Origin of the sequence: Treponema rectale (genome assembly GCF_014202035.1) — a bacterium.
Taxonomy (GTDB): domain Bacteria; phylum Spirochaetota; class Spirochaetia; order Treponematales; family Treponemataceae; genus Treponema_D; species Treponema_D rectale.
This window is the reverse complement of record NZ_JACHFR010000001.1, coordinates 635,671-648,327: the sequence shown is the minus strand read 5'-3', so window position 1 is coordinate 648,327 and position 12,657 is coordinate 635,671. Positions and strand designations below refer to the sequence as shown.

At 38.3% G+C, this 12,657-nt stretch carries 10 protein-coding genes; 3 read left to right on the top strand and 7 right to left on the bottom strand.

All coding sequences use genetic code 11. The features are described from left to right. Positions 1 to 3: 3 nt before the first annotated feature. The 4 genes from HNP77_RS02685 to ileS all read right to left on the bottom strand — a co-directional run bounded on the left by HNP77_RS02685 (position 4) and on the right by ileS (position 5,989). Positions 4 to 657 carry a tetratricopeptide repeat protein gene (locus tag HNP77_RS02685; RefSeq protein ID WP_184651613.1) on the bottom strand — a complete coding sequence of 218 codons (654 nt, stop codon included), beginning with the start codon at positions 655 to 657 and terminating at the stop codon, positions 4 to 6. A gap of 3 nt (positions 658 to 660) precedes the next feature. Further along, positions 661 to 1,713: a uracil phosphoribosyltransferase gene (locus tag HNP77_RS02680; protein WP_184651612.1), complete on the bottom strand. Its 1,053-nt coding sequence runs from the start codon at positions 1,711 to 1,713 to the stop codon at positions 661 to 663. A gap of 18 nt (positions 1,714 to 1,731) precedes the next feature. Next, entirely contained in the window at positions 1,732 to 2,703 is a 972-nt protein-coding gene (locus HNP77_RS02675; RefSeq protein ID WP_184651611.1) for a hypothetical protein, read from the bottom strand. 73 nt (positions 2,704 to 2,776) lie between these two features. Beyond that, complete coding sequence (ileS, locus tag HNP77_RS02670) at positions 2,777 to 5,989, bottom strand: isoleucine--tRNA ligase (protein ID WP_184651610.1); 3,213 nt, start codon at positions 5,987 to 5,989, stop codon at positions 2,777 to 2,779. 311 nt (positions 5,990 to 6,300) lie between these two features. Between ileS and HNP77_RS02665 the strand changes: the two genes are divergently transcribed. The 3 genes from HNP77_RS02665 (at position 6,301) to HNP77_RS02655 (ending at position 10,965) form a co-directional block, all read left to right on the top strand. Next, a complete protein-coding gene (locus HNP77_RS02665) occupies positions 6,301 to 8,424 on the top strand; it encodes a hypothetical protein (protein WP_184651609.1) in 2,124 nt (707 codons plus the stop codon). Beyond that, a complete protein-coding gene (locus HNP77_RS02660) occupies positions 8,421 to 9,755 on the top strand; it encodes a GspE/PulE family protein (RefSeq protein WP_184651608.1) in 1,335 nt (444 codons plus the stop codon). The genes HNP77_RS02665 and HNP77_RS02660 overlap by 4 nt, the downstream gene beginning before the upstream one ends. Before the next feature lie 130 nt (positions 9,756 to 9,885). Further along, positions 9,886 to 10,965 (top strand): type II secretion system F family protein, encoded by a 1,080-nt coding sequence (locus HNP77_RS02655; RefSeq protein WP_184651607.1) that lies wholly within the window; start codon positions 9,886 to 9,888, stop codon positions 10,963 to 10,965. Here HNP77_RS02655 and HNP77_RS12525 read toward each other — a convergent pair. The 3 genes from HNP77_RS12525 to HNP77_RS02640 form a co-directional block, all read right to left on the bottom strand. Then, a complete protein-coding gene (locus HNP77_RS12525) occupies positions 10,916 to 11,383 on the bottom strand; it encodes a prepilin peptidase (protein WP_425506730.1) in 468 nt (155 codons plus the stop codon). The genes HNP77_RS02655 and HNP77_RS12525 overlap by 50 nt on opposite strands. Then, positions 11,380 to 11,952, bottom strand: a complete 573-nt coding sequence (locus HNP77_RS02645; protein WP_184651605.1) for a hypothetical protein — start codon at positions 11,950 to 11,952, stop codon at positions 11,380 to 11,382. The genes HNP77_RS12525 and HNP77_RS02645 overlap by 4 nt, the downstream gene beginning before the upstream one ends. 95 nt (positions 11,953 to 12,047) lie before the next feature. Beyond that, positions 12,048 to 12,635: a hypothetical protein gene (locus HNP77_RS02640; RefSeq protein ID WP_184651604.1), complete on the bottom strand. Its 588-nt coding sequence runs from the start codon at positions 12,633 to 12,635 to the stop codon at positions 12,048 to 12,050. Positions 12,636 to 12,657: the final 22 nt, after the last annotated feature.

Genomic DNA, 12,657 nt, shown 5'->3' with positions numbered 1-12,657 from the left:
ACCTTATTCTTTTTCAGATTTTTCAGCCGGCTGACCTTCTGAAATCTCTGCCGGCAAAACATCCTGGTCAGACAAAGGCTCAGCAATTGTTAATACGGAATCAAATTTGGTCTGGAAGGTTTTTACATTATCATTGTCAGGAAAAATTTCCTTAAAACTTTCAAAAACAGGAAGAGCCTGCTCGTATTTTTCCTGAATAAGAAGGACATTAATATAATTTACGGCAATATCTTCACTCTGGGGATTTTCTTCATAAAGGCTTTTGTACAGTCTTTCTGCTTCAGGAAAATCAGAATTCATTGCATGAACATAGGCAGTACAGGATTTTAAGGTAATGTTTTCAGGATCTTTTTTCAGTAATGCCTCGTAAATAACAAGCGCACTGCTGTAATCTTTTGACATTACGTAACAACGGCCAAGCTTATAATAAGCAGCATTATGCAGTTCAGGGTCCGACATTGAAAGTTTATAATAAGTTACTGCCTTTGAATAATTCTTCAACTCCTCATAAGAAGAAGCGATTGAATAATACTCTCTGCAAATATTGCTTTCACGAACAGCCTCTTCACCGGGAACAGGCAGAGAGGACACGGTTGTACAGCCTGAAAGAAAAATAACAGTCAATACAGCTGCTGCTGTAAGTGAAAACAACTTCATGCCTTAAATTCTCCCAAGGACCGTCTGCTCTATTTTTCTAAGCTGGCTTCTGTAAAGGGCAGCAATATTACTGCCATAGTCAGCTATAAGCTGAATAATGTTGCGTGGTGTCTCATGACTGTCACAACCATTAAGACGGTCTCCTGCATCACCAAGTCCCGGCATAATGTAAGCCTTGTGATTCAAAACAGGGTCCATCCATAGAGTATAGCAGGTACAGTTTTCAAGAGCTCTGGTTACCCTCATGCTTCCCTTAAGGGCAGAAATCACGTTGAAAAATTTAATGCTTTTAGGTTTAATACCCTTGCTCTGAAGATATTTTACGACTGTTACGAGAGAACCTCCCGTAGCATTCATCGGATCTGCAAATATAAGGTCTTTACCGTCAAGTTCCTTTATATCAAAAAAAGAATTTTTAAGATTAAGGATATACTGCATGTCCGTTTCCTGTCTTTTATCATCCCGGGAAATCTTAAACAGTGCAAATGGAGTTACATAACCTTTTGAAGAATATTCTTCTATCTCTTTCGACATAATCATACTCGGAAGCAGTGCACCTCTGAGCATTACGCACATAACTGAATTTTCAATTTTGTTGTCAATATCAGGAATTTTATGTACGGCATAATTCTGAACAGGATTAACGACAGGCGTCTTTACCACAATATGATTCTTTTTTACGGAATGCTCATCTGTATATGCAAGGCGGAAAAGCATCTCAAAGGCACGCTGAGTATAATAAAGAAACTCCGCATGCTCGGTTTTTAAGTCCCTTAATTTTGATATGACACGACTTGCTTCTGCCTGTGCGCCATAATCAGTTTCAAAACTGTATACCTTAATGTTAGGATGTTTTGCACAGATTTCCTGCATTTTATGACCCATAGCATCAAAACTCTGTATGATCTGAGCCTTATCCTCACTGGCAAAATACTGATATGTTTTTGAATACATATCTTCAAGAGTCTGCAGGTCTTTCTGATCCTCTTCAGTAAGATATCCGTCAAGATCTTCTGCCTTTAATATAACTTTTTCATCACTCTTTTCATCACTCATAGAATACTCCGTTAAAAATCATCTGTCCGGTTCAGCATAAACCTTATCCCCTTCAACTCTGTAATGAGTTCCGGTTATTGGTTTTCTGATGAACATTTCATTTATCTGCTTTCTCGAAACTTCAACACCGCTGACCTTTATCGTCAGCTCATCAATCTGCTCCACACTGCCGTCACTCATGGCAAAAGAAAGGGCCAGTAATCCCTGAAAAGCCTTCATTGTTTTTTTATCCTGAAGATGCATGTAAAAAGACATACTGTATTTGCCTGTATCATTTTTAGGCTTTTTTTCATCAGGAACATAGGCAAGGGTTCCCCAAACTCTGTCAGCTCCCTGAACCGTAACTCCAATCATATTACGCAGGTACTGTCCGGGTCTTGTAACATAGAAAAGAATATCGTCACTGTCCTGTGTAAGATACGCGTTCATATCATTATCTGCAAGTGCAGCCTGAGATGAATACTTATCCAGCATAACCTCAACATTTTTAGAAACGCAGAGAATCTGTTTTACAGGAAATGAAATCTTAAGGGGATTATCATTCCGTGAATAAACAGTGTATTTAGAAGGAACCCCTGCAGCTGAAACTCCATTCTCAGGTTTTGCGGCAGAAACATATTCCGCAGAATACCATCCGTTTTTCTTCTTAAAAACTGAATTGATTCCAACTTTAGGAATATCAACAGTTGCAGCCGCTTCAAGACGGGAGCGGTCTTTTACTGTGCCAAGTCCTGCATAAAGATGTCCTGTTCTTGAAGCCAGGGACATGGCATCTTTTTCTGCAAGCCCTTCAACCTGAGAACATAAGATGTCTGCAAACAGTTTCTGGTGCTTCTGTACCGGTATATTGATGTAAATGCTGGACTGGTCATCAAGGAGTGCAAGAGGACTTACAGAACCTTCCTCTAATTCAATGGATGAGGAGCGGCAGCTGAAAAACAGAGCCGGAATAAAAGTACAAAATACTGATAATAATAATCTTCTTTTCACGTTCCATCCTGTAAAAAAAAGCAGCGGCCGCCTTATATAAAAGCTGCACACTGCTTTAATTTTAGATTTTAATTCATGCTTTTTCTACCGAAACAGTCCATTTTGCATCATCTGCATCAATTTCTGTTCCAGCAAGTGAATCAACCCATTCAATTTTAGAAGAAAGGGTTTCTCCGGCAATGAAATCCCTGAACATTTCAAATGCGGACTTAAGGGAAGCATCTCCTGAAACTTTAAGGTTAATGCGATCCGTTACTTCAAAACCACTTTCCTTTCTGAGATTCTGAATTCCACGGACAGCATCACGGGCATATCCCTCTTTCTTAAGTTCATCAGTAATCTTTGTATCAAGACCGACTGTCAGAGTTCCGTCATTTATTACTTTAAGATTTTCTTTTTCAAGACGTTCAACTATAACGCTTTCTGAGTTAAGTTCCACATCTGTACCGTCAACATTAATGCTGAGAACTCCGCCATCAACAATCTTTGCAATATCAGCACCGCTGAGAGTTACAATCTGAGCTGCGGCAGCCTTCATCTTTCCGCCAAGAATCTTTCCTAAAACCTTGAAGTTTGCCTTAGCCTTATATTCAACGAGATCAGCTTCCTGATCGTGGAATATAACGTTCTTTACATTAAGCTCTTCAGCAATGGTATCCTTCATGCTTTCAAGGACAGCTTTTTCCTGAGCATTACGTGTTACAAGGGCAACTTCAGCAAGAGGCTGACGGTTCTTCAGGTTAAACTGATTACGCAGTGAACGGCCCATGGAAACAGCCTTCTGAACTGTAGCCATCTTGAATTCAAGGGCTTCATCACGGAATTTTTCATTATATTCAGGATAATCCATAAGATGTACGGATTCCCTGTCACCGTCTGTTTTAAGATTCTGCCACATAGTTTCAGTAAGGAACGGAATAAATGGAGCTGCAACAAGACAGAAAGTTTTAAGTGCATAATAAAGCGAGCCGTAAGCTTCAAGCTTGTCTGCATCATTTCCAGACTTCCAGAAACGACGGCGGTTACGGCGGATATACCAGTTGTTGATCTGATCAATAAAATCAAGCATCGGATCAATGGCACCGCTTAAATCATAATCTTCCATAGCCTTCGTTACATCAGTAATCATTTTCTGGCTTACAGAAAGCAGCCAGCGGTCAAGAGGATTTTCAGGAAGTTTTGAATCAAACTCATGTCCCGTACAGGTAACCTTATCAATATTTGCATACTGAACGAAGAAACTGTATGAATTCCACAATGGAAGAATGATGCTCTTTATAACATCCCGGACACCATCATCTGAATATCTGATTTCATCAGCACGTACTACTGCACTGTGCATAAGGAAAAGCCTGATTGCATCTGCTCCAAACTTATTGATTGCTTCTACAGGATCAGTATAGTTACGGAGACTCTTTGACATTTTACGGCCGTCTTCTGCAAGAACAATTCCGTTTACCACACAATTCTTAAAGGCAGGCTTGTCAAAAAGATGACTGGCAAGAATTGTAAGCGTATAAAACCATCCGCGGGTCTGATCAAGTCCTTCAGAAATGAAATCAGCAGGGAAGCTCTTTTCAAAAGCTTCTTTATTTTCAAAAGGATAATGCTGCTGTGCATAAGGCATGGAACCAGACTCAAACCAGCAGTCAAATACTTCCGGAATACGGTGCATCGTTTTGGAGCACTTCGGACATTTTATAGTAACCTTATCTGCAAACTGCTTGTGAAGGTCTTCAAGGTAAACTCCGCTTAACTTCTTAAGTTCTTCACGGCTTCCTACACAAAGCGTATGTCCGCATTCAGGATCCTCACACTTCCAGATAGGAATAGGATTTCCCCAGTAACGGTTACGGCTTACGGCCCAGTCACGGCTTCCTGCAAGCCACTTACCGAAACGGCCTTCCTTAATATGTGCCGGCTGCCATTTTATCTGGGAATTTGCCCTGAGAAGAGCTTCATGATGATCTGCTACTTTTACAAACCATGAACCGATTCCACGGTAAATAAGAGGTGAACCACATCTCCAGCAGTGAGGATAAGAGTGCTTGTGCTGGTCTTTCTTTACAAGTTTTCGCTCTTCCTTGAGGCGGGCGATGATGTCTTTGTCACAGTCTTTTACAAATCGTCCTGTATAATCAGAAACTTCTGAAGTAAACTTACATTCAGCATCAATCGGTTCAACATTAGGAACGCCTGAGCCGCGGAATACTTTGTTATCATCTTCACCAAAGGCAGGTGCAATATGAACAATACCAGTACCGTCTTCCGTAGATACATAGTCAGCATTAAACATGCGGAAGGCACCGTCTTCACATTTCTGTCCGGATTTTTCAGCACAAACTTTTGAATCTGCTAAAGAGGCAAAATAAGGGAACAACGGTTCATATCTTGCACCGATAAATTCCTTTCCCTTACGGGTATAAATTACTGTATAATCCTCTTCGCTCTTATAATATGCACTGAGGCGGGCTGCGGCCATAATATAAAAATCACCGCTTTCCTTATCCTGAATCTTAACGTAATCGATTTCCGGTCCCATACAGAGGCCAAGATTTGAAGGAAGGGTCCACGGAGTAGTTGTCCATGCAACAAAGTAAGTCTTTCCGTTTTCCATATCAGGATCACTGAAGGAAGAAGGTGCTTTTGTAATCTTAAAGCGTACTGTTATTGCAGTTTCAGTAACATCCTTATACCCCTGGGCAAGTTCATGGGTAGAAAGAACTGTTGAACAGCGCGGACAGTAAGGAAGAATATACTTTCCCTCGTAAATAAGTCCTTTATCCCAGAGTGTCTTTGCAACCCACCAGATTGATTCCATGAACTCAGGATTCATTGTCTTATAATCATTGTCAAAATCAACCCAACGTCCCATACGGGTAATTGTCTTACGCCATTCAGACGTATAGCGGAGAACGGAATCCTTACACTTATCGTTAAATTTATCAATTCCATACTGTTCGATTTCATGCTTAGAATTGATTCCAAGTTCTTTTTCAATAAGATTTTCTACAGGGAGTCCATGACAGTCCCATCCGAAGCGGCGCTCTACTTTCTTACCGCGCATTGTCTGGTAACGAGGAATAATGTCTTTTATCGTTGAAGGAATAAAATGTCCGAAATGTGGAAGTCCCGTTGCAAAAGGTGGTCCGTCATAAAAAGTAAATTCAGGAGAACCGTCTCTCTGCTCTACAGATTTCTTAAATGTGTCATTTTTTTCCCATAAAGAAAGCACTTCTTCTTCAAGTTTCGGGAAATCTGCTTTTGAATCAACTGATTTGTACATATAAATTCATTCCTCTGATAATAAAATTCGTGTCAGATTCTACCATTTTAAATAAAAATCGTCCACTGTCTGAAATTTTATGTCTGCACTTCTGCTTTACGGCACATAAAAGAAAATAAAGGGCATCTCTAGAAATCCACTAATGTGTATTTCTAGAGAATGCCGACGAATTTTAAGTCGTTGTAATGTCACGACTTAAAACATCGCTCTTTCAGAGTTATCTCTAAAAATTGCAATTTTTAGAGATTCCCTAGAAAATTACTTTATTTTTCTTGACGACCTGAGGTTTTCATCCGTATTTTATGTGGCAGATGATTAATTTAAAAAAACTCATTCCAATCCTTTTATTACCAGTTGTTTCTGTTCATGCTCAGAAAATCAAAAGCATGGAATTCAACTCTCAGAAAATTACGGATATTCTCATTGCCCTTGGGGAGGAAAGCGGCAGATCCATTATTCCTGATGAAACTGTTGAAGGCACCGCAAGTTTTTTCTTTGCCGAATCTGATGCTGAGGAAATTCTGGAGAACTTTCTGAACAGCAACGGACTTTACTGTGAAGAAAAAAAAGGAATCCTGTACGTTTCTAAAGTATTTTGCAGCGTAAAAGATTCACTTGTCAGCCTGAAATGTTCATCCTGCAGCATTGAAAAAATTGTTGAGATTCTGTCCGGAAAAACAGGAATGACAATTCTTCATGACAGAATGGCGGATGAAAAAATAAGCATTGATGTCAGGGATTTTACGATTGAACAGATTCTTGACATTCTTACGGCAAAACTGCCTGACTGCAGCGTCATAAAGAAAGACGGGTGGTTTTACCTGAAGAAAGAAACAAACAGGGAAACTGCAAATTTAAATCGCAGCATTAAAAAAAACAACGGACTGTTTTCAATAAACGTTGATTCAATCATAATTCAGGAGGCTGTTAAATTACTGTTTTCTATTGAAGGAAAAGAATATTCCTGCCTTTCTCAGGCAAATGACAAGATAGAAAACCTTTATTTTACAGATAAAACTTTTGAAGAGAGCCTTAACCTTATTCTTGAAAAAGCCGCACTGGATTATACGGTTAAGAATAATATCTACTATATTATAGAACAATCAAGAAAAAATACACAGCAGCGGTTTAAGGAAATTCAGGTTGTTCCCCTCAAGCATATTTCCGTACAGCAGGCGGTCTCTCTCCTGCCCCCGGAACTTTCATCACCGCAAGTATTTAAAGGAGACCCTGATTCAGGAAACATAATTCTTACAGGTACAAATGAAGAAAACAAGGCTGTTATTGAGTTTATAGAAAAAATTGATGCAGAAGAAAATTCCATATTAAGCAGAAAGCATTATCTGAAACATACGGAAGCAAAAAACCTGCTTTCACTTTTGTCTCAGGAAACAGCAGCAAAATGCCGGCTGATTGAAGATGAAAACGCTCTTCTGATTACGGCAACGCCTGCAGCGGTAAATGAAATCATTAATGTCATAAATACCCTTGATGAAAAGAAGTCTGCCGTTCCCGTTACACTCAGATATCTTAAAAGTGAGGAATTATTGAAAAAACTGCCGCCTTCAATACGAAAGGATACCGTATGTGATTCACTTTTTCCGAACCTGATTTTCTTTAAAGGATCAAAAGAAAACCTTGAAATGTTTAAAAAGGAACTTGAACTTATTGACCGGCCTGTTCCCCAGTTAAAATATAAACTTCTTGTCGTACAATATACTGATGGAACTGCAAGATCCTCAGGCACCTCTTTATCTTTCTCAAAAAACGGTTCAAAAAACAGCTTTTCTTATGAAGGTGAACTTTCAAACATAATGTCCCTTTCATTTAATATAATAAGCGCTTTCGGTTTTCAGGCTGCGGCAAATCTTAATGAAAAGATTGCATCAAACACGGCATCAATTTTTACTGATACGGTTCTTACGGCATTGTCAGGAGAAGAAGTCCGCTTTCAGAACACTGATACTTACCGTTACATCGAATATGAATACGGAACGACAGCAGGCGGTTCAACCACATCCGGAATAACCCAGCAGATAACTTCCGGTCTGATTGTTAATCTGAAAGGATGGACTTCCGGTGATGACATGATAACAATGAACATTAATGCAACTGTTTCAAAGCAAAACTCCGATTCCTCAGCAAAAACAGCAATTCCTTCAACATCTGAACGGGTTGTCAATACACAGGTACGGACTCCATCCGGAAAGCCTGTTGTAATTTCAGGCCTCATTAAAGAAGATGAAACGCTTCAGGAAACCAGAACGCCGGTTTTAGGAAGAATTCCGCTGATTAACAGATTCTTCACACATAAAAACATGACGAAAGAAAAAACAGAAATTGTAATTTACATTATTCCGCACCTGATAAAAGACGGAAACGAGAAAATTCCTGACTGCAGGGAAATTTATAAAATGACCATGGAGAAAGCATGAATAAAGAAGAACTGAACATTCCTTCAGATGAAAGACAGTATTCCCTGAACTTCATAAGAAAAAACAATGCCTTTTTCATATCTGAGGACAGTGAAAAAGTGACGGCAGGCTATACGGAAAAAACACCGGAAAGTGCACTGGAATCCATACGTACATATCACGGAAAGAAAATTGAATTCATAAAAGTCGAGCAGTCAAAACTCGCATATTGGATCGGAAAAAAAGACGGTCTTAATGATGATGAAAAAATAATTCCGGAAGAAAATGAAAATAAAATAGATGATTTTTCAAATGATGCACCTGCCGTTAATCTGGTTAACTCCATCTGCATAGAAGGAATAAAAAAAGGAGCATCGGACATTCATGTAGAATCTTTTGAAAACTCGGCATCCGTGCGCTACAGAATGAACGGACTTCTGGAAAAATCTTTCGATATAAAAAAAGAGATTTTTGCTAAAATTTCCTCAAGAATAAAACTCATGTCAGGCATGAATATTCTTGAGCACAGGCTTCCTCAAGATGGAAGAATGAGTGTAAATGTTGATTCCAGGACAACGGACATAAGAGTCTCATCAATTCCATCGTCTGACGGAGAATCAATCGTAATGAGAATTCTTTCAAGAAATTCAACCCTTAATAATATCGAAGAACTGGGGTTTTTAAATACTCAGATAAATGACATAAAAAACATGCTTAAGATTCCTCACGGGCTGATTCTCGTAACGGGGCCTACAGGAAGCGGAAAAACGACGACGCTTCATTCCATGCTGAAAGAAATTACTGATGAAAAAATAAAGATAATCAGTATTGAAGATCCGGTTGAATATAAAATCAAAGGAGTAAATCAGATACAGGTAAATGAGGAAATCGGTCTTACATTCAGTTCAATTCTCAGACGGGTTTTAAGGCAGGATCCTGATGTAATAATGGTAGGAGAAATAAGGGACTCGGAAACAGCCTCCCTTGCAGTAAGGGCTGCACTTACAGGACATCTTGTACTATCAACGATTCATACAAACGATGCTGTTTCTGCCATAGACAGACTTAAAAACATGGGAATACCACCGTATATGATTGCATCTGTATTAAAAGGAGCAATTTCCCAGCGTTTGGTTACAACTATAAAAAACACACGGACGATAATTGCAGAAGAATTCTTAGTAGATGAAGCCATGTCTGATCTGATTATGAAAGATCCTCCTAAGACAGAACTGAAGAACTTTCTTAAAAACAGAAATACAAAATTTCTCAGGGATATTGCATTATTTAAAATCAAAAACCGGATTGTAAAAAAAGAAGCTGCTGAACACGAAATTCAGCTTATTCCATAAATTAAGGAGAGAAAAAATTAAGAACTATAAATTCAAGATACTGACAGAATCAGGCAGATACCTGAAACTGAGTTTATGTTCGGAAAATGAAACTCAGGCGTATTCAGCTGCTGCAGCTTATGGTAATGTCGTGGATATTAAAGAAGAAGAACTCAGGCATATTACACTGTCTAACAATCAAAAAAGAAAACTTCTGCTGGAATTCACGACAATGATGGAAAGACTGACATCAAGCGGAATACACATAAAGAATGCCCTGGACATATGCCGAAGATCCTGGACCGAAAAAAAATATAATCCGGCAGCACTTCTCCTTGAAGAAATTAAAAAAGGAAAAAGTTTTTCTCAGGCAGTAAAAGCGCAGGAAAGTTTTTTCCCGGCAACCTGCATAAAACTGCTGGAAGCCGGGGAGATGAGCGGAAAATTAAACGAAATATTTAAGGAACTTCAAGCTGCCCTTGATTTTAAAATGCGTATAAGAAAAAAAATTTCTTCCGCAGCTATTTATCCTTCAATCGTGTTTTCTTCCGTTATAATATGTGCAGTCTGTATGGCTGCATTTATTTTCCCGAAACTCAAAGACATGTTTTCTCAATTTAATCCTGAATCAGTAAATGAAATCAACAGAAGCATAGGTTTCATACAGTCTTTCATATCTGTTTTCATTATCATCCTGATACTCCTGATTCCATTCTTTTATATATTGAAAAAGCTCAGGAAAAAACATTACAGCATAAAACTGAAAACAGACAGCCTGATTTTAAAAATTCCAGTTTTGGGAAAACTGGTGATTTTTTATGAAACAATGAACTTTGCTTTCATTATGGAAACCCTGTGTTCCGGAGGAATCAGTGTAAAAGACAGCTTGAACAAGGCAGTACAGGCTGGTACAAATGCGGCTTATAAAGAAGAAATCAATTCCGTGCACTCGGATATCATTAAGGGGATGCAGCTTTCAGAAGCGATTATGACAAAAAATATCTTCCCGGAACAGATGAAAAACTGGATTGTCTCCGGGGAAGAATCAGGAAGCAGCTGGTCTATGTTTGCAAAAATCAGGAACTACTTTGAAAAAGAACTTGAATATCTGCTGGAAAAAATAATGACTTTTACGGAACCTGCCATGACACTCCTTATAGGAACCTTCATGATAATTATGATTACTGCCATAATACTTCCGGTATTTTCACTATACGGAACAGTTCTATAAACAGGGATGAAACAGTCATAAAAGGTGCAAAGGGAAGCCTTAGGTTTCTGATGGATTTCCTAAAAAAAATCCTCTGAAACAAGAAAAAAAGGCTTCCCGTTAAAGCGGATAAAAAAGAAGAAAGAAAGAAATCATAAATGCCATTATAACACCCGCATAAAAAAGCTAAATGTACATCCCCCATTCCCAAAGCCCCTGCTGTAATCATTCTAATGAAAAAATAAAATAAAAATGCAGAAATTCCTCCTGCGGCAAAAAGAATTCCTGCATTAACTTCATAACAGAATCTAAAAATTAAAATTAAGGCTGCCGCAGAATAAATTACGGAAAGGGGAAGATGAAATGTACGTATATCCTGCACAGAAATAACAATTCCGGATATTAGAAAAATAAAAAAAATCAGAATTGAAAAAATCATTTTTTCCTACCGAAATCATTTACAAGCTGTTCTATACATTCATAATCAACCTCATGTTTTTTTAAGTCCTCAATCACATTAAAAAAATTATCTTCCTCATGAAGTTTCAGATAAACAACCGATTCAAGATATAATGAAGAAACAAACTCCTCAGGTTTTATCAATCCAGTTTTTAGTTCCGAAATAATACTGAGAGCTTTTTTATAGTCTTCTTCTTTTACAGACTTCAGAGCCTGAGCAAACAACCCTTCAGCAGATTTTAAATTAAAATAAATAACCTTATATTTTCCGCTGCCTTCCATAATACACTCTGCACTGACATAAGATTCTTTTTCACATCGAATCGTACTTCCCTCCGGCAGAGTCCTGTTTATGGAAAAATGTCCGTACATATCTGTAATACAGATACATTCTTCATCAAGAAAAATGGAAGCACCACAAAGAGCTTCTCCATTTTCATCAGCAGCTATTCCCTCAATTCTTGGACCGGCAATCTCTGCAGACCTGCAGGAAGAAAAAAACTGCACCAGACAAACACACAGAACAATTAAAAACTTAATTTTACCCACTTTGTACTCCTTAATAATGCCGTTCCGGCAATCATGAATGATATAAACGGCAGATTCCCATTTAAAATGCAATTGCCGTAAAATTCTTTTTTTTATCAATTCGCCTTGATTTTTTTTAATTTTCCAGCCCCTTCCCTAACATAAAGAAAACAGCCGTCTGCTGAACAGATTTTTCCAATTACAACCGGAGGAATCGGAACATCGGACTCAGCAGAATTCTTTTCTGAAGGCTCAAGAGATAACGAATTTAATCGTTCTATATCAGCTGCAGCAGAATAATCATTACGGTCTTTTTCCTTTACACATCCGAGAAAATCAGGCGTCAACCGTTCAAAGGATCTGAATAACGACTGTTTCTGTAAAGTTTTCATATCAACCAGAACATCACTTTCCCTGCAGTTAAAGCCCAGTTCCTCAATAAAAAAGGGCTGTTTCTGATTTTCAATAAAACTAATAAACCTGCAGAAAGCTTCTGCACTTCCCTGTATTTTTATCTGAACTTCTCCACCGTCATTTACAGTATAAGATAACGGCAGGGCTGCTGACATTCTGCATATTTCAGTAATATGTTCGATGGCAGTTGTTTCAGAAAATTCATCATTCTCAAAAAAAACTTCCGTCTGACTCTCATTACCCTTAAGCTCTGAAAGTAAAGCCTTTAATTCATTAATCTGGATTTCCATATTAAGGTTCTTTTTTTCAAGA

Bases quoted from the DNA above. Each gene is read 5' to 3' on its own strand.
- HNP77_RS02685 (WP_184651613.1), bottom strand. From the start codon at position 657: ATGAAGTTGTTTTCACTTACAGCAGCAGCTGTATTGACTGTTATTTTT.
- HNP77_RS02680 (WP_184651612.1), bottom strand. From the start codon at position 1,713: ATGAGTGATGAAAAGAGTGATGAAAAAGTTATATTAAAGGCAGAAGAT.
- ileS (WP_184651610.1), bottom strand. From the start codon at position 5,989: ATGTACAAATCAGTTGATTCAAAAGCAGATTTCCCGAAACTTGAAGAA.
- HNP77_RS02665 (WP_184651609.1), top strand. From the start codon at position 6,301: ATGATTAATTTAAAAAAACTCATTCCAATCCTTTTATTACCAGTTGTT.
- HNP77_RS02660 (WP_184651608.1), top strand. From the start codon at position 8,421: ATGAATAAAGAAGAACTGAACATTCCTTCAGATGAAAGACAGTATTCC.
- HNP77_RS12525 (WP_425506730.1), bottom strand. From the start codon at position 11,383: ATGATTTTTTCAATTCTGATTTTTTTTATTTTTCTAATATCCGGAATT.
- HNP77_RS02640 (WP_184651604.1), bottom strand. From the start codon at position 12,635: ATGGAAATCCAGATTAATGAATTAAAGGCTTTACTTTCAGAGCTTAAG.